Source organism: Chroococcidiopsis sp. TS-821 (genome assembly GCF_002939305.1).
Taxonomy (GTDB): Bacteria; Cyanobacteriota; Cyanobacteriia; order Cyanobacteriales; family Chroococcidiopsidaceae; genus Chroogloeocystis.
This window is the reverse complement of record NZ_MVDI01000004.1, coordinates 173,224-198,500: the sequence shown is the minus strand read 5'-3', so window position 1 is coordinate 198,500 and position 25,277 is coordinate 173,224. Positions and strand designations below refer to the sequence as shown.

Below are 25,277 nucleotides of genomic sequence, written 5' to 3'. Positions count from 1 at the left end.
GCTTACTTACTTCCTTATGCAGTTTAATTTATTATCTAAGATTGTTAAATTTTTTACTTTATTTAGAAGCTATTGTATCGCATATGTTTACTTATTTTTTCCTTACTTATGGTTTAGGGAACTTGGGCAAAGATGTATGTTTCAAGGATTTCCTAGGTTTGGATATGCTTTTCGTGATATTAGAGTAGGAAATAATTGTTCATTCGGAGTAGGAATATTTCTGAACTGCGGAGCAGATGGCTATATAAACATTGGAAATTTTGTAAGTTTGAACGATTACACATATATTTCTTCTTTGTATGGAGTAGAAATTGGTGATAACTCAAGGATTGCAGAATTTGTATCGATTCGCGATAACGATCATGCCTATGCAGATCCAGAAACTTTAATTAGAAACCAAGGTTTCCAAGGAGCAAAGATCAAAATAGGTTCTGACGTTTGGATTGGTAGAGGTGTTTTTATTGGTAAGGGAGTTGAAATTGGTAATGGTGCTGTTATTGGTGCAAATAGTGTAGTTACAAAGTCAATTCCGCCTTTTGCTGTAGCTGTGGGAGCCCCTGCAAAGGTTATAAAATATCGCCAGAAAAATTCTACTGAGTCTATATTACAGTGTCTTGAAGTGACTTAAATCATTACGTGATTGTCGTATGTATTTGAAGTATTAAACAGATTTTATGAAAATTTTAATGCTTGTTCCCGCTGTTGGAAATGTCTACGGTGGACCATCCAAAAGTGTTGTAGAGCTAGCTCACGCATTAGGCGATCGCGGTGCGCAAGTTGATTTAATAACAACTAACGCTAACGGCTCTGAAAAATTAAATGTTCCATTACAAACTTGGATCTCTGAAGCATCTTATCGCTTTCGATATTTTCCTTACTGGGATTTGAAAGGTTATAAATTCAGCCTTGCATTAACAAACTGGTTATTTAAAAATGTGTCCAACTATGATTTAGTACATGCAAATGCTGTTTTTTCCTATGCTACTTTACCTGCTTATTGGGCTTGTCAAAGACAAAAAATTCCTTACATTGCAACTCCTCGTGGCATGTTAGAGCCTTGGGCATTGTCATACAAAGCTTGGAAAAAGCGTTTGTATTATAACTTTGTTGAGAAACCCGCTCTTCAGCAAGCCAGTGCGATTCAAACTTTAGCAAAAAAAGAAGCAGAAGGTGTTAAAATTCTTAAACTTAAAGCTCCCATAGTTGTTGTACCTAATGGAGTTCGCAAACAAGATTTTGAAACTCTACCAGAGCCAGAAAATTTTTATTCAAAATTCCCAGAAACTCGAAATAAAACAATAATTCTATTTCTTGGTAGAATCGACCCTAAAAAAGGATTAGATCTACTTTCTACGGCTTTTGCCAAAATACATGCTTTATTTCCTCATACACATTTAATTATCGCAGGGCAAGATAATATAGGTTATTTACCTGTTGTGAAAGACTATTTTGCCCAAGCTGGATGCATAGATGCAGTTACCTTCACTGGTATGCTGACTGGTTCCCTCAAATACAGCGCTCTTGCTGCTGCAAACATCTATGTCGCTCCTTCGTACTCTGAAGGATTTAGTATGTCTGTTTTGGAAGGTATGGCATCAGGATTACCATGCGTGATTACTACTGGCTGCAATTTTCCTGAAGCAGCAGTAGCCCAAGCTGCTTATGTCGTCAATATTAATGCAGAAGAACTTGCTGATGCTTTAACGAAATGTTTGCAAAATCCTCAACAAGCGAAACAGATGGGAAATCGTGCTAGACAGCTAGTTTTTGAGAAATATACTTGGGAGCGTGTTGCCTCACAATTGATCGAAATATATATGTCCATTCGTAAAAGAGAGCCTATTTCTACCGTTTATTAAATGTCTACAAACATTACGATATTGTCATAACTACAATCAATGCTCGATCAAATAACTCCCTTGCTCCTGACATACAATGAAGCTGCCAACCTCCACCGTACGCTTCAGCGTCTTACTTGGGCAAAACAAATAATAGTTATTGACAGTTATAGTTCCGATACAACTCTAGATATTCTGCGCTCCTATCCTCAAGTTCAAATATTTCAGAGAACATTTGATACTCATACTAACCAGTGGAACTATGGCTTACAGCAGGTGCAAACTGAATGGGTATTATCACTAGATGCAGACTATGTTCTCACAGAAGACTTAATTGCAGAAATTGCTACTCTCGCACAAGATTCCTTAGCAGATAGCTATTTTGTCAAATTTAAGTATTGCGTTTTTGGCAAACCTTTACAAGCTACACTACTTCCACCACGTGAAGTTCTCTTTAAAAAAGAGAAAGCTATTTACATTGATGACGGACATACACAACTACTACAGGTAAATGGTAAATCTGCTATGCTTTCGTCATATATTTATCATGACGATCGCAAACCTTTAACGCGATGGCTGTGGGCACAAGATCGCTACATGATTATCGAAGCCAAAAAACTCTTAGAAACTCCCGATCGAGAACTCAGCTTTGGCGATCGCATCCGCAAACAAAAAATCTTAGCTCCTTTCGCCATTTTATTTTACTGCTTGATCGTCAACAGAGGTATTCTAGACGGATGGGCTGGTTGGTATTACGCCTTCCAACGTGCTTTAGCTGAAATTCTTCTCTCAATTCGCCTAATAGAAGCTGAGATTCATCAAAGTCAAAATTTGGAAACGAAAGTTTCTTCTAGTGTAAATACAGCTACTAGCCTACTCACAAAGTAGACAAATAAATTGTTTTACTCATAAGTTTAAGAGTTCTTGCTTAGGCTTGACATCAACCCCTTACTTTCAGTTTGGGATTGCTCAATATTATTTCGATGAGACACGCGATCGCACCAATAATATATGCTTGGGCTATCCACTCCAAAACTCATCCCATGCATGATAGATCACGATCGCCTCTTCAAAGAACTGCTGACAACCTTCTTCTGGGAATTTATTGAACTATTCTTTCCCGCTGTCACCGCTTATCTCGAACGCGACTCCATTACCTTCCTCGACAAAGAACTATTTAGTGATGTCACCTCAGGCGATCGCCGCGAAGTCGATCTCATTGCCAAAGCCAAGTTTAGAGAACAGGATACATTCTTCCTAATTCACTGCGAACACCAATCACACCCCGCAACTGATTTCAGTAAACGGATGTTTCACTATTTCGCACGACTGTACGAAAAATATGCCCTGCCTGTTTATCCGATAGTACTGTTCTCCTACAGCACTCCACAACGCAGCGAACCGACAACACATCAAGTCACCTTCCCCGACAAAACAATCCTGGAATTCAACTACTCTGTTATTCAACTTAATCGCCTGCACTGGCGTGAGTATCTGCGACATGAAAACCCCGTAGCCGCCGCACTGATGGCGAAGATGCAGATTCAACCACAAGACAGACCAATAGTAAAATTAGAATGTCTGCGCTTGCTAGCAACTTTACGTCTAGATCCAGCCAGAATGCAGCTGATTTCTGGATTTATCGATAGCTACTTACACCTCAACGCCCAAGAAGAACAACGCTTTCAAACACAACTAAGTACACTAGGATTAGTTCAGCAGGAGGAAGTTATGGAAATTGTCACTAGTTGGATGGAACAAGGTATCGAACAAGGTAGACAAGAAGAAGCTCAATCGCTCATTCTACGGCTACTCAACCGCCGAATTGGTGCAGTCGATTCACAATTACAAACACAAATCCAGCAACTGTCACTTTCGCAATTAGAAGAGTTAGGCGAGGCTCTACTAGACTTTACTGAAATTACTAACTTAATCAGTTGGTTAGAGCAGCACTCAAGCAGTAACTGAAGTTGTCTTGAACGAGTGACGAGCTATCGATGAAGTTTCCTCCTCAGCATAAATACCGCTTTGTCACTTTGGCGATCGCCTCCTTGCTCATCATTCTATTGGGGATTATTCCACTAAGACTTGCGATCGCGCACTATCAAGCACCCCAACCTCAAGCTATTCTTACCCTCGGTGGCGGTGCAGAGCGCGAAACATTCACTGCTCAATTTGCACAACTTTATCCACAACTCGACATTTGGGTATCTTCTGGTATTCCCACCCAGCAAGCGTGTAAAATCTTTCAACAAGCAGGAATTTCTCCCACGCGCATCCACATCGATCGTCGCGCTGTCGATACTGTCACCAACTTTACCTCACTCGTTGACGAATTCCAACAACGCCATATACGACACGTTTATCTCATCACCTCCGACTTTCATATGTCCCGCGCCACAGCGATCGCTACTATTGTTTTTGGAAGTCAAGGTATCACTTTCACTCCAGTTCCCATTCCCTCCAACCATCCCCCTGAATCGCAATTGCGCATTCTCCGTGATAGTACCCGTGCTTTATTATGGCTTTTTACGCGACGTACTGGCGCGAGTTTTCATTCACGGTAGCATAGACAGGGCTGTTACCCCTGACCCCCAACCTCCGAGCCGTGACTTCTGTTAAACAGATTGACTCTCAGCATATTTGACAAATCAACTACACTTACGCCAGACTCGAAGCCAATTCCAGCACCTAAATGACTACCGCGCTCTTGATTTCATAAGCTGCAACTTGTGTTGCTGACTGAATAAAAGTAAAACTTGTCTTGTTCATCTTGTAAATACAACGAATATCTGCTCATCTCCTTCAAACTGCGGGAAGAATAAGCAGGTAAAGAATGACTTCTTCCAGCTGAGTTTAAATCAGTTATTCATTAATATGCGTCTCGATCAATACACTCTCGGTAACTATACCCCTGGTGCTCCACTGTGGAAACAACTTCTGTGGTATTTTCTTGGAGAACCATTATTCCGCGCTCACTGGTTACCAGTTTCAGCATTCAAAGTCTCATTACTACGCCTTTTTGGTGGCAAAGTTGGTCAACAAGTCCGCATCAAACCAGGAGTACGAGTCAAGTTTCCTTGGCGATTAACTGTAGGTGACTACACGTGGATTGGCGAAAACGCCTGGCTTGATAATGTTGCACCAATTACCATAGAAAGTCATGTTTGCATCTCGCAAGACGTCTATCTCTGCACCGGCAATCACGACTGGCGCGATCCTCATTTTAAACTGATCCCCGCTGCAATTTACATTGCTGAAGGTAGCTGGATCGCTGCTCGTGCTGTTGTTGGACCTGGAGTTACTATCGGTAAAGGCGCGGTGCTAGCCCTCGGTAGTGTCACAGGGCGATCGCTCGAACCGATGACAATCTATGCAGGAAACCCTGCACAACCAATCAAGCAGCGAATTATTTCAGAAGCTTATACGAGTAATCTGCACGATTTACCAAAAATTCATTTCAAACATCAGTAAATATTTTTGTCGATTGAATATCCTATTTCAATCAATTTTGAACACCCAATCAATTCAACTTTTATTTATAAATAAAACATTTAAGAGCTCCTTTACTTAAGCATCTACTCTACTGAACACAGCATAATTTTAACTACTACGTTTCACCTCGTAGAAATACTTAACTGCAATCCCGTAAATTTACGCAAAGGAAATAAAGAATTTTTGACGTTTTAGAGAATTTTCAGTAAAGTTTCCGATGGAATAATCCTAAATAGAGGGTTAAATTGCTTGTGAACTGCAATCTTTATTAAGCCATTGTAATTTAAATAACAAGCAGTTTAGTGTTAAGCTGCCGCATTTTCAGATTGCTTTTTTTTTAGTTGCTCATCAAATTGGTACAGCCAATGATAGAACAATATGCACCGGGTTTAAATCTAGAAAATTTAAAACTATTACAGCCTAGTAATGAAAAGACATCAGAACTACAACAATCTTTTAACTTATCTATCTTCACGCAGTTTTATCCTCCCGATTATGCAGCAACAGGGCAACTTATTGAAGAGCTTGCGATTCAATTAGGACGTCTTGGGATTCACGTACAAGTTTTCACTGGGCAACCTGGGTATGCTTTTCGGAAAGAATCTGCTCCAGCGAAAGAGAAGTTCAACCGAGTTTCAGTACAGCGATCGCGCACATCTCGCCTTTGCCCTGCAAGAATTCGCGGTAAAGCTATCAACGGACTTTTATTTTTTCTACGTTGCGTACTTCATGTATTTAAGAATTCGCGCAAAAAAGATATCTTACTATTAACCAGCGCACCACCTTTCCTACCAATCGTCGGTTATATCGCTAAGCTCTTTTTTGGTACTCCATACATTTGTTTATTGTATGATTTATATCCTGACGTTGCAGTAGAGCTTAAATTAGTTTCCTCTAAAAATTGGATCGTTAAAGCTTGGGATTGGATTAATAAACAAGTTTGGAAAAAAGCAGATGGCATCATTGTACTAAGTTCAACAATGAAGAACCGAGTACAGACCAAATGCCCTGAAGTTGGTGACAAAATTTCTATCATTCATAACTGGGCTAACCCTAATTGGATATTTCCTATAGCTAAACAGAAAAATTGGTTTGCGCTCAAGTATGATTTAGTGAAAAAATTCACTGTTTTGTACTCAGGCAATATGGGACGTTGCCATGAAATGGATACCATCCTAGAAGCAGCGTGGCAACTACAAAATGATTCAATTCAATTTGTTTTTATTGGTGGTGGCGCTAAGCGACAACTTTGTATCGAAAAAGTGAAAAAATTAGGGTTAACAAATTGCCAGTTTTTACCGTATCAAGATAAACAAGATCTTCCTTATTCCCTAACAGCATGCGATTTATCGTTAGTCAGCATTAGCCCTGGCATGGAAGGAATTGTGGCGCCAAGCAAATTGTATGGTATTTTAGCTGCTGGACGTCCTGTTGCTGCAATTTGCGAATCTAACTCTTACTTGCGATCGCTACTATCAGAAGCCAATTGTGGTGCAGCTTTTAGTAACGGTGACGTAAATGGTTTAGTCTCTTTTATTCGGCGTCTTGCAGGCGATCGCTACTTAGCAGAACAAATGGGCGATGCAGGTAGGCGTTATCTTCAATCCAATTTTACCCCAGAGATTATTGCCCAACAGTACTCAAAAGTCTTGAGTAATGTGGTGCATAAACAAAGCAGTACAAAAGAAGCAAAAAGCAAACTAGTTTAGTTACCAAGTTGCAATTATACGTGAATTGTTAATACGTGATTGTTTTGTCTTTGTAGATAAGTGAGAACTTCTTTCGGTGTTGAGTATTTAATCATAGAAAAAACATGAAATAGCTACTAGCTAATCCCTCAATACTCCTAATTCTCAACCTCTAAATTATAACGTTTTCACCTATTTACTTAAATAACTATTATTTATTAGCAATTCTCATATTAGAAGTCAGTGAGAGGAATTCTTTATGGAAGAGCAAATAAAAAATCAACTACTTTTTGAAAAAAACGGCAATGGTAAGTACCCCCAACCTTTGCTACCTGTTATTAATACTCCTTTACCAATTCCTGATACAACAACAGATGAGTGGGATCTTCGCCAACTTCTTGCATTAATTCGCCGTCGCGCACTGGTTTTAGGAAGTGTGGCGATCGCACTCTCGGCGAGCGTTGCTTTTTGGACTTTCACCCGCCAACCTAAGTATGAAGGTGGGTTTCAACTTCTTGTCGAATCTGTAACCGCGGAACGCCCACTTGAAGGATTAACCCAAATTCCTGGCGTTAGCGCCCAAATGCAGCGAGAGGGTTTAGATTACGATACGCAGATTCAAGTATTACGCAGCCCTGAATTAATGGCTCCCATTCTTCAAGAAATTGCAAGGCGTTATCCTGACACTAATTATACTTCTTTGCTCGACAACCTAAGTATTCGCCGCTTTCAAGAAACTAAAATTTTAGATATTCGCTATCAAGATTCTGACCCTGAAAAAATTCAGTTCATTTTGCAGCAACTCGCCGTTGGATTTCTCAAATATAGCTTGGAAGAACGGCAAACAAATTTGCGTCAAGGTATTCAGTTTGTTGACGAGCAAATGCCGCAGTTACAAGCGCGCGTGAATACTTTACAAAAAGAGTTACAGCAATTTCGTCAAGAATACAATTTTATCGATCCCGAAGTTAAAGCCGAACAATTATCTCAGCAAGTTAGCGCGATCAAACTACAGCGGCTCGAAACACAAAAAACTTTAGCCGAAACTCGTGCTTTGTATGCAGCACTACGAGGTAAAGCAGGTGCTCAACTTGCCGAAACTGTCATTCTCAATCCTAACCTACAAGATCAATCTGAAGCATCGCAAGCCTTAAATACCTCTAGTGTATATCAAAAGCTAGTTGCACAATTACGCGATATTGACGGTCAAATTGCTGCTGAATCAACTCGCTTTCAAGAAGATAGCCCGATCTTGCTAACCTTGCGCCAAAAACGTGAAAATTTGTTACCAGTACTGCGCCAAGAAGCTCAACGAGTTTTAAGCAACACATTAGTTGAGGTATCTAATCAAATTTCCGGTTTAGAAGTTCGTGCAGCCAAAATTGCCCAAGCTGAGGAGAGTCTTAATCGACAAATTCAACAATTGCCTACTTTGGCACGACAATATGCAGATTTGCAACGCGAATTGAAAATTGCTACCGAAAGTTTGAACCGCTTTTTAGAAAAACGCGAATCCCTGCAAATTGAAACAGCTCAAAAGGAGATTCCTTGGCAAACGATCGCAGCTCCTCAACTTACTCAAGAAGATCCCATCTCACCCAATATCAAGCGCAATCTTATTTTAGGGATCGTCGCTGGTCTCTTAGCAGGAATGGGCGCGGCGTTGTTAGCCGAACGATTAGATAATGTCTTTCATTCACCTGACGATCTCAAAGAAATCACGAAACTGCCACTCCTTGGGACAATTCCCTTCCGTAAATCCCTACCACCCGCAACACCAGCAGCTGAGATTGAAGTTGTTAAAAAATCAGAAGGTATTCAACTGCTGCTTGATAGTTTCAGCAATACCCAAAGTGAGAGCTATTTCCCCTTCTTAGAAGCGTTTCGCTCGTTACACACAAACATCAACTTTTTAGGTTCTGATACACCCATTCATTCCTTAGTTATTAGTTCCGCATCCCATGCTGATGGTAAATCAACGATAGCTATGCACCTCGCACAAGCGGCGGCGGCGATGGGACAGCGCGTTCTACTTGTTGACGCCGATCTGCGGCTCCCTCAGGTGCATAACAAACTCAATTTACCCAACGAAGCAGGGCTAAGTAACGTCATTACAACCAGCTTACCTGTAGACGATGCCATTCAGCGATCGCCTTTGTGGGAAAATCTTTATGTCCTCACTTCAGGTCCTATTCCTCCCGATCCTGTCAAGCTGCTTTCTTCCAAAAAGATGCAGCAAATCATGGCGCAACTGCGACAAAGCTTTGACCTAGTCATCTACGATACGCCACCGATGTTAGGACTTGCGGATAGTAGCCTTCTTGCTCCCTACACCGCAGGAATTGTTTTAGTCGTGCGCATGGGTAAAACGGATCGCTCGCTCCTCGCCCAAGCTTTAGACCGCTTAAAAATGTCGCCTGCAACCATCTTGGGTACAGTAGGTAATGGTGTCAAAAACTATGAATTCGCACCGTACAATTACTACTACTACAAGCCTCAAGTTCAAAATACATAAGAGGGGTGAGTGGTGAGGGGTGAATGGTAAGAGGTGAGTGATGAGTTATGAAAACAAACACTATCTCTCCTTCTCCTCTGCACCTCTGCACCTCTGCTTTAAATTACTGCACAGAACTCAACTCTTTCTGTACAGCAGCTTCTGGACTCTCTGCTTCCGATGGTGGTACAACTTGCCAAAACTGCGGTAAGTACTCTGACCAATTTTCTAGAATTCGTTTCGCCTTTGGTGAATTTGTGCGTTGTGCGTGGGCTACAATCAACTCTTTCAATTGTTTCTCACCAGCAGGGCTACTCACTCGTTGCAGTTTAACAATTTCAGGGTTGACCAAAGCAGGGAAGTTACCTTCTTCATCAAGGAAGTACGCTAAACCGCCAGTCATACCAGCGCCCACGTTTCTACCAACCTTACCTAAAACAACGATCGCGCCACCCGTCATATATTCACAGCAGTGATCGCCTGCACCCTCAATCACGGCGGTTCCTTTCGAGTTACGTACTGCAAAGCGCTCGCCAGCAATACCGTTCGCAAACAGCATACCGCCTGTAGCACCGTATAAACAGGTATTACCCACAATTACATTATCCTCAGGTGCATACGTTGCAGCTGCTGGAGGTTTGATAATAATCTCTCCCCCATGCATTCCTTTGCCAACGTAATCGTTTGCTTCGCCTTCGAGCGTTAAGATCATACCTGGCAAGTTAAATGCACCAAAGCTTTGTCCGACGCTACCTTTGAAGTTGAGATTGATTTGTCCTTCAAAGCCAGTATTACCGTATTGAGATGCGATCGCTCCTGCCAGTCTCGCGCCTACTGTTCGATCTGTATTAACAATTGTGAGATCTTTGGTAACGCTAGATTGATTGCGAATCGCCGCTTGAATATCTGGATCGGCAAGTAATTCGTCATCGAGCACAGGACCATTACTGTGAACCGTTTCATGATTGAGCCACGCGCGATCTTCTCGCGTATCAGGCAACTGCATGATGCAATCGAGGTTGAGTGCTTGTGTTTTTGTCAGTCGCACGCCTTCGCGCAGTTTGAGCAAATCAGCACGCCCGACAATTTCACTTAGCGAGCGATAGCCGAGTTTTGCTAAGAGTCCGCGGACTTCCTCTGCAATAAAGTAAAAGAAATTGACGACGTGTTCTGCCATACCAGGAAAGCGCTGTCGCAGTTCTTCTTTTTGGCTCGCAACTCCCACAGGGCAATTGTTTGTGTGACAAATGCGCGCCATAATGCAGCCTTCGGCAATCATCGCGATCGAGCCGAAGCCAAACTCTTCTGCACCCATAAGCGCACCCATAAGGACATCCCAGCCACTCTTAAAGCCGCCATCAACGCGTAAGATGACGCGATCGCGTAATTTATTGTCCATCAACACGCGGTGCACTTCGGTTAATCCCAATTCCCAAGGTCCACCCGCGTGCTTAATTGAAGATAGTGGCGATGCACCTGTTCCGCCATCGTGTCCTGAAATTTGAATAATATCCGCATTTGCCTTGGCAACACCCGCAGCAACTGTCCCGATACCCACTTCGGCGACTAACTTCACCGATACTTGGGCTTTTGGATTAATTTGATGCAAGTCAAAAATTAACTGCGCTAAGTCTTCGATCGAGTAAATATCATGATGTGGCGGTGGCGAAATGAGTGTCACTCCTGGTTTAGATCGCCGCAGCATGGCAATATAGGGGCTGACTTTTTTTCCTGGTAGTTGTCCGCCTTCGCCTGGTTTAGCGCCCTGCGCAATTTTGATTTCAATTTGCTTGGCGTTCATCAAGTATTCAGGCGTGACGCCAAAACGTCCTGAAGCAACTTGCTTGATTGCTGAAGATGCCGTATCGCCATTTTTCAAACCTTTCAAATGCGGTAGCAACGGCGAATGTCCTTGCGCATCGACATCATTGAGGACTTGGTAGCGGATTGGATCTTCACCACCTTCGCCCGAATTTGATTTACCACCAATGCGGTTCATCGCGATCGCCAGTGTTTCATGGGCTTCGCGCGATAGCGCCCCTAAGGACATGCCACCAGTACAAAAGCGCTTGACAATTTCGGTAATCGGTTCGACTTCCTCTTTAGCAATGGGCGCGCGGTCTGAATTAAAGTCGAGTAAATCGCGCAGCGCAGTTACTGGTCGGTGTTCTAATAGTTGGCGATAAACTTCGTAGTGGTCGTAATTGTTTCGATCGGCGATCGCTTTATGCAGTGCTTTTGCCAATTCTGGGCTATTCATGTGATACTCACCGCCAGGGCGATACTGAATAAACCCAAAGTTTTCTAACTTTTTAACGGTTAATTCGGGGAAAGCACGTTGATGGAACGACAAAACTTCTTGTGCTAATTCGCAAGTACTCAACCCTCCCAAGCGCGAAGTTGTCCCGCGGAATCCAAGTTCTAACAAGTCCTGCGCAATGCCAATTGCTTCAAAAATTTGCGCTCCTTGGTAACTTGTGAGTAAGGAAATTCCCATCTTTGAGAGAATCTTGAGAATGCCCGCTTCTACTGCCTTGCGATAGTTGTTGAGCGCTTGATCGAGCGTAATCGCGGCGATTTTTCCGCGTTCCATAAACTGCTGTGTTTTCGGATCGGACCACCAACTTTGTACCGTTTCTAAGGCAAGATACGGACACACGGCGCTAGCACCATAACCAATCAAGCACGCGAAATGATGCGTACTCCAGCACTGCGCGGTATCTACCACCAACGAAGCTTTCATCCGCAGTCCTTCCCGAATTAGGTGATGGTGAACGGCACCAACGGCGAGTAGAGGTGGAATATAGCTAAACTCTTCCGAGAGGGGATGGGTGCGATCGCTCAAGATCAGAATTGTATTGCCGTCTTTTACCGCTGCTGCTGCCTGAGCGCACAAATTTCTCACCGCGACTTCTAAACCTTGAGGACCTTTCGCAATTTCAAACAGCGTAGACAATGTGGCACACGTAAAACCTGATTGTTTAATCGCAGCTAAATCTCCTGCCTGCAACACGGGAGAATCGAGTTTCAGGCGTTTTGCGTATTCTGGTTTTGCCTCTAATAAATTTCCGCGTTCGCCGAGTTCCATTTTCAGCGACATTACCAAGCTTTCGCGCAACGGATCGATCGGTGGATTTGTTACCTGTGCAAATCGCTGCTTGAAGTAGTCGTACAGCAAATGCGGGCGTTCGGATAGTACTGCGAGGGGAATATCATCTCCCATGCAGAATGTCGGCTCTTTTCCTTCACTTGCCATCGGTTGAATCACCATTTCCACGTCTTCTGTGGTGTAACCGAAGGCAATTTGATTTCGCAGTAATGCCGTTTTTGGATTGAGTGTTTGCGGTAAAGGAGGTGAGGAGAGATTTTGCGTTGTATCTTCCTCGCCGCCACTTGCTGCTTGTGTATCTAGATGTAATGTATCAGTGTTGCCAAGTTCAACGCGGTACTTTTTCAGCCACTCTCCATAAGGCTTTGCTCGCGCAATCCGCTGTTTGATCTCCCAGTTTTTCAAAACTTCGTGACTTTCCAAATCGACAGCGATCGTCTGTCCTGGACCGAGTCTACCTTTTTCAACAATCTCGGCTTCAGGTAAGTCCACAACTCCCGCTTCGGAAGCAACCACAATGTAACCATCTTGCGTAATACTGTAGCGTGCTGGTCGCAAACCATTGCGGTCAAGCGTTGCCCCAACTTTTTTGCCATCGCTAAACACAAGTAGCGCAGGTCCATCCCAGGGTTCTTGAATGCCGCTGTAGTATTCGTAAAAGTCAATAATTTCGGGGTAGTTTTCTAAGTCTGGCTGATTTAAATACGCCTCTGGCACCATAATCATTAATGCCTCGAGCGGACTTCGACCAGAGCGAACCAATAATTCCAAGACATTATCTAACGTTGCCGAGTCGCTATTATCAACATGGACGATTGGCTTGAGGAGCTCGAAGCGATCTTCCCAAACTGGATGCGTCAAGTCGGCTTCACGTGCCATCATCCAGTTAATATTTCCCAGTAATGTGTTAATTTCTCCGTTGTGTCCTAATAGCCGCATCGGTTGCGCCAACGGCCATTTCGGCATCGTGTTTGTACTGAAACGACGGTGATAAACCGCGAACGCACTTTGATAATCTGAATTTTTTAAATCAGTATAAAATTCACCCAACACTGCCGAGCGCACCATTCCTTTATAAACAATCGTGCGACTCGAAAATGAGCAAATATAAAAGTTCTCAGCGTCTTCGATCTCGCCCGTTGCTTCTAACGCTTTACCAATCTTTTTCCGCGTGATATACAGTTGGCGTTCGAGCGCATCACCTGTTTTATCAGTGCTAGCAACGATGACTTGTTCAATTTGCGGTTGATTTTCTCGTGCTTGAATTCCTAATAACTGTGGTTTAACTGGGACAACGCGCCAGCCTAATACGGTCAGGTTTTCTTGTGCTAATACGCGCTCTACCGTCTGTCGGACAACACTTGCGATCGCCTCTTCTTGCGGTAAAAATAGCATCCCTACCGCACAATTTTCGGTTGGCGGTAGCTGTTTTCCTTGCTGTTGCAGCCACTGACTCAGCAATTTCCAAGGAATCGCAGTCATTACCCCTGCGCCGTCTCCTGAATCTCGATCGGCACTACAGCCACCTCGGTGCTCCAAGCAAGCAAGCGCTGCTAGCGCTTTTTCCACAATTTCGTGACTCGCTCGATTTTCACGCTGCGCAATAAACCCCACGCCGCAGGCGTCTCTTTCTTCTACCAACCAGCGCGGTCCCGCATAAGTGCTATCCGAAGGACAATCTGCCTTTTGATTCGTAATGTTCAGTGGATTTTGATTTATCTGCTGGTTATTCATAGATTAGTTAGGATTCTGCAAAGGGGTTTTACTCAAAGTTGACTGCGATGAATTCTGCAGTATATAACTACAGAATCGAGGCTGACGAGACAAGACAAGTCGCGTTAATAAAAATTATTTAAAATTATTTGACTCGCGCTCAACACTTTTTGTTGGCGTTTTAAAATTAAACCTTTTCCGATCAGTGCTGGCAATCTCATCTACAACCGATTTCGTAATCCGTTCTTAATTGTGGAACTCTAGTGTTTGGCTGCGTGTCTTAAACTGATGATTTTGTTATATTTCAGCAATTCCTACGATAGGATTGCCCGCTCAAGTTTAATTTTCTTTTTGCGCAGTCTATTGACAAACAACCGAAATTATGTGATGTTTCTCGATCCTTATCATAAAGTAACAGAGTAAGGTTACGCTCAAACGCTCAGCATTGACAATTCCTGAGTGCAATAAAAATTTACTGCACCTGCGGAGCTAGTACCACTAAGCATTTAACCATCAGGTTGCTAACGCAATGCCTAATTTTAAAGTCAAGCTTCATAGTACACTCAAGCACTAAGCAAAACCTGGATGTCACTGATTTTGTGCCGACTCGATTAAGCTACTTCTATACATTATGACGTTAAGGCTCGAAATAGAAGTCAGTAATTTTTAATATTTAGGAGTTAGGAGTGAATAGCGAGGAAATTAAACAAACTCAGCAAAAGACCTGGCGCGCCAATCAGATACCTGTGGTGTCAAGCCTGAAGTATCAAAGCAGCTTTTATCAACCAGTTTGTGGCATTCGCTGCTGGTGTAGTGCGCGATCGCGTTTTTCCTTAGAATCGACTATACTCCGAACTCGTGCGTTGCTGATGCCGCGCAGTGTCTTAGTTTCGCTCTTGACAATGGCATTGTGGCTAACAACAACTATTAATAGTAACGCGCAGCAGTCGTCGCCATTTTCCAAGTCTGCTGCCACACCGATACTAACAAGTCAAAAGTCTGCACGGCGTTTACTCGCTACAGGTACGCAAATTGCACTCAATCATCGCACGCTACCAGGCGCTTGGAGTCAGTGGCAGCAGCCGACTAAAGCCGGAATGGCAACAGCGATTAGCGATGCTGGGCTGATGCAGCTACTGGGCATAGAGTTATTGAATACGAAAGATGTCACCAAGCAATCCGTGCAATGGTTTTCTGAACCAACAACCTCAGCATTTACACTAGATGCTTGGCATCACAACAGTTATCGCTATCTCGACATTACGCAATTAGCGACAAAGTTGGGCTGGCAAATTCAAACGAATGGCAATACGTTACACATCAGTACACCCCCTGCAACGATCAAAAATATTCGTCAAGGTAAACAAGCATGGGGCGATCGCCTTGTCATTGATTTGGATCGCCCAGCCTTCTGGCAAGTGACCTCACAACCAATTCCTGTGCAACCAAAATCGCCAACACCAACAGATGATGACGACCAACCGCCTAATCAAGAATGGTTAATTACGATTGATGCAACACCTGAGCGATCGCTAGTTGAACGCTTCCAACCTACTTTAGCTGAACAACTCGCCAGCGCTCAAGACAAAAAACAAACTTCAGTTCTTCAACTCGAAAGCGCACCCAACTTAACAACAATTCGCCTGAGTGTTCCTGCTGGCTTATCCCCGCGCCCGAGTACTTTACCTAATCCCAACCGGTTAGTTATCGATTTACGACCGGATGCGATGGTAGAACGCGATATACAGTGGGCACCTGGCGTGCGTTGGCGACAGCAATTTGTCACATTAGGCGATTCGCGCTTTCCTGTCGTTTTACTCGAAGTCAATCCGCGCACAACAGGACTCGCACTCAAACCAATTTCTAGCACGACAAGCTCGCTGACTGGGACAGCACCCATTCTGACAATTGCGCAACAATTAAACGCCGCTGCAGCAATTAACGGCGGTTTTTTTAATCGCAAAAATCAGCTACCCTTGGGAGCAATTCGACGTGACGGACAATGGCTATCTGGTCCCATTCTCAACCGAGGCGCGATCGCTTGGAATGACGCTGGTAAGTTTAGATTCGGACGGCTACAACTTCAAGAAACGATTATTACCTCTTCCGGACAGCGTTTGCCGGTTGTTACTTTTAATAGTGGCTATGTTCAGCCTGGTATTGCCCACTATACAAACACTTGGGGCGCTACCTACACACCTCTTATTGACAACGAAATTATCGTCGTTGTGCAGAATAATCAAATCACTGGGCAAATCCCTGGCGGTGTTGCAGGTGAAACCTCATTTCCAATTCCTGCTAACGGCTTCTTACTCGCGCTACGGGCAAGTCCGCAAGTTGCTAGCTTACTACCTGTAGGCACTATCATCCGCATCGAAAATGCTACGAATCCAGCTGACTTTGCCAGTTACCCCCATATCTTAGGAGGTGGACCGCTTCTATTACAAAATCGTCAAATTGTGTTAAACGCGCAAGCTGAAGGCTTTAGTGAAGCTTTTAGCCGTCAAAAAGCCGCGCGCAGTGCGATCGGCGTAACGCCAACAGGCAATCTTCTTATTGCTGCTGTCCACAACCGTGCGAATGGCGTAGGTCCAAGCTTGACAGAAATTGCCCAAATCATGCAACATCTAGGCTGTGTTGATGCTTTAAATCTCGATGGTGGTAGCTCAACTAGTCTATTCCTAGGAGGACAGCTACTCGATCGCTCTCCCCGTACCGCCGCCCGCATCCACAACGGATTGGCAATTTTTCTCGAACCGCACACCTAAAGTATTAGAGAATAAAAATTTCTTATGCTGACCATTGACTAACTCCCAATTACCAAACCTGAATTTCGGCTGAAGTTAAAGATTGCTTAAACATATCGCACAACTCATGAAGAGTTGTTATAAACATATGAAACAAGTGCATTTTGTAGTGTCAGTTGCTAGCAGGTGTTTGCTATCTTGAGCTATATTTGCCAAAGTTTGGGTATCTTAAGCGCCAAATCAGCTTTCTGTATTGCTATAAGTCGTTTTGTTACAAGGAGAAAAGTGTATGGTCCAGGCTCAAGAAACTACCCAAGAGCCTACAACACTGCCTTTACCGCCATCTGTAGGTCACAAAGGCGTTGCAGCTACTGAACTCAGACCATGGGGATCTTTTACAGTTCTCGAAGAAGGACGCGGCTACAAAATTAAGCGAATAGAAGTTAAGCCAGGGCATCGTCTGAGCCTACAAATGCATCATCACCGCAGCGAACATTGGATAGTTGTTTCAGGGACAGCAAAAGTAACTTGTGGCGATGCTGAAATTCTACTGACAAATAATCAATCTACCTATGTCCCCCAGTGTACAAACCACCGCTTAGAAAATCCTGGTGTAATTCCCCTGATCATTATTGAAGTCCAAAATGGCGAGTACTTGGGAGAAGACGATATAGTCCGCTTCCAAGACGACTACTCTCGCACCAAGTAAAAATTAAGAGTAGGGAAAAAAATACAGTTAAGATGCATAGTAGGAAAACTAATAAAACGTTATAAATTAACTTTTGTGTCTAGCTAGCTCAGTCAAGGCACGAGTTCATTCCCTACTCTACAATGCATTCATGGTTCGTCTCAGTACATCTGCAGCTAAGGAAATCCAACGCCTGCGCTCGAAGCAGCAAGATCGAAACGTCTTTTTGCGGCTAAAAGTGTGCACTGGCGGTTGCTCTAACTTGCTGTATAACATGGAGTTTGATACCGGCATTACCTCAAGCGATCGCGTTTATAACTGTAGCGGAATTACGGTCGTTGTCGATGCGCAAAGTGTTAATTATGTTCGTGACCTCCTCCTTGATTATTCGGAAGATTTGATGGGCGGAGGTTTTCGCTTTCATAATCCGCAAGCGATCGCAACTTGTAGCTGTGGTAACTCCTTTTCTGTGGCATCAGAATCCTCTACTTCGCAAGAGTAGCGATTGATAAGCAACTATCAAGCAAGAAACATCAACGCATTCCGTAATTCAACCCTTGGGCAACAAATCTCAACTGTATTCTCTGACCTCTGCCCTTTGCTACTACTAATTTGACACGCTACGCATGAGTTTGTTATACTCAGGATTTGTTAAAACTAAGAGCAGTAAGCAAAATTACGTGCTGTAACCCATGCCAACTATACAGCAACTCATTCGTAGCGAACGTCAACTCACAAGTAAGAAAACAAAATCACCAGCGCTGAAGGAATGCCCACAGCGTAGAGGTGTCTGCACGCGCGTGTATACCACAACACCCAAGAAGCCGAACTCTGCCCTGCGTAAGGTAGCTAGGGTACGCTTAACCTCTGGATTTGAAGTCACAGCATACATTCCTGGAATTGGTCACAATTTACAAGAACACTCGGTCGTCATGATTCGTGGCGGTCGTGTCAAAGACTTACCTGGAGTGCGATACCACATTATTCGAGGAACTTTAGACACTGCCGGAGTTAAAGACCGCAAACAAGGTCGCTCCAAGTATGGTACAAAGCGTCCCAAGTAACACAGTTTGCCAAAAAAAACTGTAGCAGATCTCACGCTTGCTACAATTCTTAAATAAAATGTTAAAGTGGCAAAGGTAATGCCTGCGCTTCATTATATTAAGTGAAGGCGTGTTCGATAGACAGCTTGCAAAATTAACATATTCAGCTTAAAGACTAGAATGATGGCTAGTCGCGTTTAGAGCTGTGCCAAAAGTGACACAGCAGGAGACCGCTCTATAGAAATTATGTCGTTGTTGCCCAGTAGTTTAATTTAAAGGCTTACGTATGTCTCGTCGTACTGTTATTCAAAAACGTCCAGTTCCCCCAGATTCAGTATATAACAGTCGCCTCATTAGTATGATGATGCGGCGGGTGATGCGTAATGGTAAGAAATCGCTAGCTGCAAGAATCATCTATGATGCTATGAAAACTATTGAAGAACGAACTGGGGGCGATCCTATCGAAACTTTTGAAAGAGCGGTACGTAATGCAACTCCGCTAGTCGAAGTAAAAGCCCGTCGTGTTGGAGGTGCAACATACCAAGTACCAATGGAAGTACGTGCAGATCGAGGAACGACGTTAGCACTCCGCTGGTTGATTCAGTACGCAAGACAACGTTCGGGTCGCTCGATGGCAAGCAAACTTGCTAGTGAATTAATGGACGCGGCAAACGAGACAGGAAGTGCCATTCGTAAGCGAGAAGAAACTCATCGTATGGCAGAAGCAAACAAAGCGTTTGCTCACTATCGATACTAGATTGATACTAGAGGGGAAATCAGCACAAACATAGAGCGGGTTCCCCTAAACGTATAGAATCTTAACAGATAGTAATATTAAAGATACCTGCGGCAACACAACTTAAGGAGGTAACTGTGGCACGTACAGTCCCGCTGGAAAAAGTACGCAATATCGGGATTGCGGCCCACATTGATGCGGGCAAAACAACAACAACAGAGCGAATTCTCTTTTATTCCGGTATTGTTCACAAAATTGGTGAAGTTCACGAAGGAACAGCAGTCACTGACTGGATGGAGCAAGAGCGGGAACGTGGAATTACGATTACCGCAGCTGCGATTACAACAAGCTGGAAAGATCACCAAATTAACATTATTGATACTCCTGGGCACGTAGACTTCACAATTGAAGTAGAGCGTTCAATGCGAGTATTAGACGGCGTAATCGCCGTGTTCTGCTCGGTTGGTGGAGTACAACCCCAGTCAGAAACGGTATGGAGACAGGCAGACCGGTATAAAGTTCCGAGAATTGCCTTCATCAACAAAATGGATCGAACTGGGGCAAACTTTTACAAAGTTTATAACCAAATCCGCGATCGCTTACGTGCCAATGCTGTACCCATACAACTGCCAATCGGTAGCGAAGATACGTTTCAGGGACTTGTAGACCTTGTGCGGATGCGCGCCTTTATTTACACAAACGATAAAGGAACAGATATCCAAGAAACCGAGATTCCTGCGGAGATGCAGGAAGCAGCAGCCGAGTACCGCATGAAGCTGATTGAAGCCGTCGCAGAAACTGACGAAGCATTAATCGAAAAGTATCTAGAAGGGGAAGAACTCACCGAAGCAGAAATTCGTCAAGGCTTACGTCAGGGAACAATTGCAGGGACTATTGTACCGGTACTGTGTGGTTCGGCTTTTAAAAATAAAGGCGTCCAACTACTACTTGACGCAGTTGTCGATTATTTGCCAGCACCAATTGACGTACCAGCAATTCAAGGTACGCTACCATCGGGCGAAACCGTTGAACGTCGAGCAAGTGATGACGAACCTTTCTCGGCTTTGGCTTTCAAAATTATGGCCGATCCCTACGGACGTCTGACCTTTATCCGCGTTTACTCTGGAGTTCTTAAGAAAGGTAGCTACGTCATGAACTCCACGAAGGGTAAGAAAGAGCGGGTATCGCGCCTGGTGGTATTGAAAGCTGACGAGCGAACTGACGTGGACGAACTGCGTGCCGGAGATTTAGGAGCAGCGCTAGGACTTAAGGATACCTTTACAGGTGACACGCTTTGCGATGAAAATGCTCCAGTTATCTTAGAGTCTCTATATATTCCAGAGCCAGTAATCTCGGTAGCGGTCGAACCAAAAACCAAGCAAGACATGGATAAGCTATCGAAAGCACTACAATCCTTGTCAGAAGAAGATCCAACCTTCCGCGTCAGCGTCGACCCGGAAACGAATCAAACGGTTATTTCAGGCATGGGAGAGTTGCACCTAGAAATCCTTGTAGACCGCATGTTACGAGAATTCAAGGTAGAAGCAAACGTAGGTGCGCCGCAAGTAGCCTATCGCGAAACTGTGCGTAAACCTGTGAAAGCCGAAGGCAAATTTATCCGTCAAAGTGGCGGTAAAGGTCAATACGGTCATGTTGTTGTCGAGCTGGAACCAGGTGAACCAGGAACAGGGTTTGAGTTCGTCTCTAAGATTGTAGGTGGTGCTGTACCTAAAGAATACATTCCGCCTGTAGAACAAGGGATGAAAGAAACCTGTGAATCAGGTGTCTTAGCTGGATATCCAGTTATTGATGTCAAAGCGACTTTGGTAGATGGTTCTTACCACGAAGTTGACTCGTCGGAAATGGCGTTTAAAATCGCTGGTTCAATGGCGATGAAAGAAGCTGTTATGAAAGCTTCACCCGTGCTGTTAGAACCTATGATGAAAGTAGAGGTAGAAGTCCCGGAAAACTTCCTAGGAGACGTTATGGGAGACCTCAACTCCCGTCGCGGTCAAATTGAAGGCATGGGATCTGAGCAAGGCATTGCGAAAGTGACTGCTAAAGTTCCATTAGCAGAAATGTTCGGCTATGCTACAGATATTCGCTCGAAAACCCAAGGTCGGGGTATCTTCACAATGGAGTTTAGTAACTACGAGGAAGTACCTCGCAACGTGGCTGAAGCAATTATCGCTAAAAGTAAAGGGAACGCATAACTAAAAAAGGAACCGATCATTCATGGCACGCGCAAAGTTTGAAAGAACTAAACCCCACGTTAACATCGGTACGATTGGTCACGTTGACCACGGCAAAACCACGCTAACAGCAGCAATCACTATGACCCTAGCTGCTTTGGGTCAGGCGAAAGCTCGCAAGTATGATGATATTGATGCTGCTCCTGAAGAAAAGGCACGCGGTATCACAATTAATACAGCGCACGTAGAGTACGAGACGGAAAAGCGGCATTATGCTCACGTAGACTGTCCAGGACACGCAGACTATGTGAAAAACATGATTACCGGTGCAGCACAAATGGACGGAGCAATCCTTGTTGTGTCTGCGGCGGACGGTCCAATGCCTCAAACCCGCGAACATATTTTGTTAGCAAAACAAGTAGGGGTTCCAAATATCGTTGTCTTCTTAAACAAGAAAGACATGGTAGATGATGAAGAACTTCTAGAACTTGTAGAACTGGAAGTTCGCGAACTACTGAGCTCATACGACTTCCCCGGTGATGATATTCCTATCGTTGCTGGTAGTGCCTTGTTAGCGCTCGAAGCAATGACAAGCAATCCTGCGACGCAAAGAGGCGATAACGAATGGGTTGATAAAATCTATGAGTTAATGGATGCAGTCGATTCTTACATCCCTACACCAGAGCGCGATGTAGATAAACCCTTCTTGATGGCGGTAGAAGACGTATTCTCGATCTCTGGTCGCGGTACTGTAGCTACTGGTAGAATCGAGCGCGGCAAGATCAAAGTAGGCGAAACCGTGGAGTTAGTGGGTATCAAAAATACTCGTAGCACCACAGTGACCGGTGTAGAAATGTTCCAGAAAACCTTGGACGAAGGTATGGCTGGAGATAACGTCGGTGTTCTACTTCGAGGATTGAAGAAAGAAGAAGTAGAACGGGGCATGGTACTAGCTAAACCTGGTAGTATTACACCTCACACTGAGTTTGAGTCTGAAGTGTATGTTCTGACAGACAAAGAAGGCGGTCGAAAAACTCCGTTCTTTGCTGGTTATCGTCCGCAGTTCTACGTGCGAACAACCGATGTAACTGGCACTATCAAAGCTTTTACCTCGGATGATGGTAGTGCAGCAGAAATGGTAATGCCAGGCGATCGCGTGAAAATGACCGTAGAACTGATTAGCCCGATTGCGATTGAGCAAGGAATGCGCTTTGCGATTCGCGAAGGCGGTCGAACCATTGGTGCAGGTGTTGTTTCTAAAATCTTGAAATAGTACCTCTGTAAATAAGTTAAGAGCAGGAAGGCACACTCATACGGTAAAATGCTTTTCTGCTCTTTTAATGTCAACATTGTTAAAACTGAACCAGGAAAACTAAAGAAAATGGCAACTCTTCAACAGCAAAAGATTCGAATTCGCTTGCAGGCTTTCGATCGCCGCCTACTAGATACTTCATGTGAAAAAATCGTAGATACTGCAAATCGGACGAACGCCACAGCTATCGGTCCAATTCCTTTACCAACTAAGAAAAGAATTTATTGCGTTCTGCGCTCTCCACACGTTGATAAAGACTCGCGCGAACACTTTGAAACTAGAACTCACCGCCGTATTATTGATATCTATCAACCCTCCTCCAAAACCATTGATGCTTTGATGAAACTCGATCTTCCCTCCGGTGTCGATATCGAAGTGAAACTTTAACAAAGATTAAATTGAGCATTAAGTAGCACGGAGAAGTTGGTAATTGGTTATGAAATCGACATTACCAATTACCCACTACCAATTAATGTCCTTGATTAATAATTTTGCTTAACAAATAGGTTAAAGTAGGTATATATTGCGCAGTTACCGTTTTTACTGAGCGAACATGGCATCCTCTTCTAAAATTGCGGTTCGAGAACTGTCCCTATTTCCTTTACCTGAAGTGGTTCTCTTCCCCGGTAGACCTCTACCTCTACATATCTTTGAATTTCGCTACCGGATCATGATGAACACGATTCTTGAGAGCGATCGCCGATTTGGTGTACTGTTGTGGGATCCAGTGCAAAATCAACCCGCGACAGTAGGCTGTTGTGCCGAAGTTATTCAGTACCAGCGGCTACCCGATGACCGCATGAACATTTTAACCTTGGGACAGCAACGCTTTCGCGTTTTAGAATACGTTCGAGAAAAGCCTTACAAAGTCGGGTTAGTTGAGTGGATTGAGGATCATCCACCCCAAAGAGATCTCAAGCCGTTAGCACAAGAAGTAGAACAACTCCTCCACGATGTTGTGCGTCTCTCAGCGAAGCTAACCGAACAAAATATTGAACTGCCAAAAGATATCCCTGATTTACCAACAGAACTATCTTACTGGGTCGCAAGTAATCTTTATGGCGTTGCTGCCGAGCAACAAAACTTACTCGAAATGCAAGACACTGCGGCGCGCTTAGAACGAGAAGCAGAGATATTAACCTCTACTCGCAATCATTTAGCAGCGCGTACCGTACTTAAAGACACGTTCAACTAAAAATCACTTTTTACCTCTACCACGTTGTAGCTACCAAAGAGCTTGAGAATTTCTGTAAAGGTAGAAAGCTCGGCGATCGCAGATTGTACTAACGGTGAATTAGCATCGGCTTCTAAATCAAGAAAGAAAAGATATTCACCAAGCGATCGCTTCGTTGGGCGCGATTCAATACGGCTAAGATTAATGCTACGCTCAGCGAAAATTTGCAGAGGTTTAACTAAGGCTCCTGGGACATTAGCAGGCAAACTAAATGCAAGTGACGTGTGAGTGTATTCTACAGCCGATACTTCATAACTTGCACAACGCTGACCTACTACCCAAAACCGCGTGCAGTTGTCGGGATAATCGTTGATCGCACGCGCCAGAACCGGCACGTTGTAAATTTGGGCGGCACGTAACGAAGATATCGCGCCAGCACTACTTTCGGGTTTGAGATGCTGCAACGCCTCGGTTGTAGAATTAGCTGAAATTAACTCAACATCAGGTAAAAACTGCTCTAACCATCCTTGACACTGCGCTAGCGCTTGCGGGTGCGAGTAGACTATATCAATAGCTTCTAAACTTGGCGCGTGCGAAAGTAAAGCATGAGTAATTGGTAAAACTAATGCAAGTTGAATTTGTAATTGGTCGAGCTGCCAAAGCGTATCTAGAGTAACAGTAACACTACCTTCAATTGAATTTTCAACAGGAACAACGGCAACATCTGCTTTACCTCGTGCCACAGCTTTTAAAGTTTGAGCAATACTCGGATAAGGATATAACCTCGTTTGTTCTTCGTGCTTCAGCTGACGAAGATAAGCTAAAGCTGCTTGTTCTGCATAAGTACCTGTGGGACCTAAGTGTGCAATCGATATTGCCATCGCGTTTCGCCTTTTGCCAGTTTGACTTCTACTCATATCTTGCACTGGTGTGGCACGATTTTTCGTTCATAAAGAGTTTAGCGAATGAATGTTACCGGTAAAACCCTGTCTGCTTTTGCAGTCGCGTGCGTAGTGCGCGCTTGTTACTGCTACGCAAAGTCCTGAAT

19 protein-coding genes are annotated in these 25,277 nt (G+C 43.9%); 17 read left to right on the top strand and 2 right to left on the bottom strand.

All coding sequences use genetic code 11. The annotated features are described in order from the left end of the window. Positions 1-136 precede the first annotated feature (136 nt). From B1A85_RS13860 to B1A85_RS13825, 8 genes are all read left to right on the top strand, one after another. Complete coding sequence (locus B1A85_RS13860; RefSeq protein WP_168192403.1) at positions 137-628, top strand: acyltransferase; 492 nt, start codon at positions 137-139, stop codon at positions 626-628. A gap of 46 nt (positions 629-674) precedes the next feature. After that, a complete protein-coding gene (locus B1A85_RS13855; protein ID WP_104547493.1) occupies positions 675-1,859 on the top strand; it encodes a glycosyltransferase in 1,185 nt (394 codons plus the stop codon). Between the two features lie 39 nt (positions 1,860-1,898). Then, positions 1,899-2,726, top strand: coding sequence for a glycosyltransferase family 2 protein (locus B1A85_RS13850; protein ID WP_104547492.1), 828 nt, complete (start codon positions 1,899-1,901; stop codon positions 2,724-2,726). Between the two features lie 159 nt (positions 2,727-2,885). Continuing rightward, on the top strand, positions 2,886-3,806 hold the full coding sequence (locus B1A85_RS13845; RefSeq protein ID WP_104547491.1) for a DUF4351 domain-containing protein: 921 nt from the start codon (positions 2,886-2,888) through the stop codon (positions 3,804-3,806). 29 nt (positions 3,807-3,835) lie between these two features. Next, entirely contained in the window at positions 3,836-4,405 is a 570-nt protein-coding gene (locus tag B1A85_RS13840; protein ID WP_104547490.1) for a YdcF family protein, read from the top strand. 310 nt (positions 4,406-4,715) lie between these two features. Next, positions 4,716-5,312, top strand: coding sequence for a putative colanic acid biosynthesis acetyltransferase (locus B1A85_RS13835; RefSeq protein ID WP_104547489.1), 597 nt, complete (start codon positions 4,716-4,718; stop codon positions 5,310-5,312). Positions 5,313-5,698: 386 nt separating this feature from the next. After that, on the top strand, positions 5,699-7,042 hold the full coding sequence (locus B1A85_RS13830) for a glycosyltransferase family 4 protein (RefSeq protein ID WP_104547488.1): 1,344 nt from the start codon (positions 5,699-5,701) through the stop codon (positions 7,040-7,042). A 238-nt stretch (positions 7,043-7,280) separates the two neighbouring features. Continuing rightward, a complete protein-coding gene (locus tag B1A85_RS13825; protein ID WP_104547487.1) occupies positions 7,281-9,536 on the top strand; it encodes a GumC family protein in 2,256 nt (751 codons plus the stop codon). Positions 9,537-9,639: 103 nt separating this feature from the next. On the opposite strand, the gene B1A85_RS13820 is transcribed toward B1A85_RS13825, so the two are convergent. After that, the gene (locus B1A85_RS13820; RefSeq protein WP_210404441.1) at positions 9,640-14,358 is read right to left on the bottom strand and encodes a glutamate synthase-related protein; all 4,719 of its coding nucleotides are present in this window, start codon (positions 14,356-14,358) and stop codon (positions 9,640-9,642) included. Between the two features lie 848 nt (positions 14,359-15,206). Between B1A85_RS13820 and B1A85_RS13815 the strand changes: the two genes are divergently transcribed. From B1A85_RS13815 to B1A85_RS13775, 9 genes are all read left to right on the top strand, one after another. After that, positions 15,207-17,105 (top strand): phosphodiester glycosidase family protein, encoded by a 1,899-nt coding sequence (locus B1A85_RS13815; RefSeq protein ID WP_210404456.1) that lies wholly within the window; start codon positions 15,207-15,209, stop codon positions 17,103-17,105. A gap of 268 nt (positions 17,106-17,373) precedes the next feature. After that, on the top strand, positions 17,374-17,793 hold the full coding sequence (locus B1A85_RS13810) for a cupin domain-containing protein (RefSeq protein ID WP_104547485.1): 420 nt from the start codon (positions 17,374-17,376) through the stop codon (positions 17,791-17,793). Between the two features lie 130 nt (positions 17,794-17,923). Next, positions 17,924-18,274 carry an iron-sulfur cluster assembly accessory protein gene (locus B1A85_RS13805; RefSeq protein WP_104547484.1) on the top strand — a complete coding sequence of 117 codons (351 nt, stop codon included), beginning with the start codon at positions 17,924-17,926 and terminating at the stop codon, positions 18,272-18,274. A 190-nt stretch (positions 18,275-18,464) separates the two neighbouring features. Beyond that, positions 18,465-18,836, top strand: a complete 372-nt coding sequence (gene rpsL, locus B1A85_RS13800) for a 30S ribosomal protein S12 (RefSeq protein ID WP_015190070.1) — start codon at positions 18,465-18,467, stop codon at positions 18,834-18,836. Between the two features lie 265 nt (positions 18,837-19,101). Next, a complete protein-coding gene (gene rpsG, locus B1A85_RS13795) occupies positions 19,102-19,572 on the top strand; it encodes a 30S ribosomal protein S7 (protein WP_104547483.1) in 471 nt (156 codons plus the stop codon). A gap of 116 nt (positions 19,573-19,688) precedes the next feature. Then, positions 19,689-21,764, top strand: coding sequence for an elongation factor G (gene fusA, locus B1A85_RS13790; RefSeq protein ID WP_104547482.1), 2,076 nt, complete (start codon positions 19,689-19,691; stop codon positions 21,762-21,764). A gap of 22 nt (positions 21,765-21,786) precedes the next feature. Continuing rightward, on the top strand, positions 21,787-23,016 hold the full coding sequence (gene tuf / locus B1A85_RS13785) for an elongation factor Tu (protein ID WP_104547481.1): 1,230 nt from the start codon (positions 21,787-21,789) through the stop codon (positions 23,014-23,016). Between the two features lie 108 nt (positions 23,017-23,124). Further along, positions 23,125-23,442, top strand: coding sequence for a 30S ribosomal protein S10 (gene rpsJ, locus B1A85_RS13780; protein WP_104547576.1), 318 nt, complete (start codon positions 23,125-23,127; stop codon positions 23,440-23,442). A 166-nt stretch (positions 23,443-23,608) separates the two neighbouring features. Then, positions 23,609-24,250 (top strand): LON peptidase substrate-binding domain-containing protein, encoded by a 642-nt coding sequence (locus B1A85_RS13775; RefSeq protein WP_104547480.1) that lies wholly within the window; start codon positions 23,609-23,611, stop codon positions 24,248-24,250. On the opposite strand, the gene pheA is transcribed toward B1A85_RS13775, so the two are convergent. Next, positions 24,247-25,110 carry a prephenate dehydratase gene (gene pheA, locus B1A85_RS13770; RefSeq protein ID WP_104547479.1) on the bottom strand — a complete coding sequence of 288 codons (864 nt, stop codon included), beginning with the start codon at positions 25,108-25,110 and terminating at the stop codon, positions 24,247-24,249. The genes B1A85_RS13775 and pheA overlap by 4 nt on opposite strands. Positions 25,111-25,277: the final 167 nt, after the last annotated feature.

Bases quoted from the DNA above. Each gene is read 5' to 3' on its own strand.
- B1A85_RS13860 (WP_168192403.1), top strand. From the start codon at position 137: ATGTTTCAAGGATTTCCTAGGTTTGGATATGCTTTTCGTGATATTAGA.
- B1A85_RS13855 (WP_104547493.1), top strand. From the start codon at position 675: ATGAAAATTTTAATGCTTGTTCCCGCTGTTGGAAATGTCTACGGTGGA.
- B1A85_RS13850 (WP_104547492.1), top strand. From the start codon at position 1,899: ATGCTCGATCAAATAACTCCCTTGCTCCTGACATACAATGAAGCTGCC.
- B1A85_RS13845 (WP_104547491.1), top strand. From the start codon at position 2,886: ATGATAGATCACGATCGCCTCTTCAAAGAACTGCTGACAACCTTCTTC.
- B1A85_RS13840 (WP_104547490.1), top strand. From the start codon at position 3,836: ATGAAGTTTCCTCCTCAGCATAAATACCGCTTTGTCACTTTGGCGATC.
- B1A85_RS13835 (WP_104547489.1), top strand. From the start codon at position 4,716: ATGCGTCTCGATCAATACACTCTCGGTAACTATACCCCTGGTGCTCCA.
- B1A85_RS13830 (WP_104547488.1), top strand. From the start codon at position 5,699: ATGATAGAACAATATGCACCGGGTTTAAATCTAGAAAATTTAAAACTA.
- B1A85_RS13825 (WP_104547487.1), top strand. From the start codon at position 7,281: ATGGAAGAGCAAATAAAAAATCAACTACTTTTTGAAAAAAACGGCAAT.
- B1A85_RS13820 (WP_210404441.1), bottom strand. From the start codon at position 14,358: ATGAATAACCAGCAGATAAATCAAAATCCACTGAACATTACGAATCAA.
- B1A85_RS13815 (WP_210404456.1), top strand. From the start codon at position 15,207: ATGCCGCGCAGTGTCTTAGTTTCGCTCTTGACAATGGCATTGTGGCTA.
- B1A85_RS13810 (WP_104547485.1), top strand. From the start codon at position 17,374: ATGGTCCAGGCTCAAGAAACTACCCAAGAGCCTACAACACTGCCTTTA.
- B1A85_RS13805 (WP_104547484.1), top strand. From the start codon at position 17,924: ATGGTTCGTCTCAGTACATCTGCAGCTAAGGAAATCCAACGCCTGCGC.
- rpsL (WP_015190070.1), top strand. From the start codon at position 18,465: ATGCCAACTATACAGCAACTCATTCGTAGCGAACGTCAACTCACAAGT.
- rpsG (WP_104547483.1), top strand. From the start codon at position 19,102: ATGTCTCGTCGTACTGTTATTCAAAAACGTCCAGTTCCCCCAGATTCA.
- tuf (WP_104547481.1), top strand. From the start codon at position 21,787: ATGGCACGCGCAAAGTTTGAAAGAACTAAACCCCACGTTAACATCGGT.
- rpsJ (WP_104547576.1), top strand. From the start codon at position 23,125: ATGGCAACTCTTCAACAGCAAAAGATTCGAATTCGCTTGCAGGCTTTC.
- B1A85_RS13775 (WP_104547480.1), top strand. From the start codon at position 23,609: ATGGCATCCTCTTCTAAAATTGCGGTTCGAGAACTGTCCCTATTTCCT.
- pheA (WP_104547479.1), bottom strand. From the start codon at position 25,110: ATGGCAATATCGATTGCACACTTAGGTCCCACAGGTACTTATGCAGAA.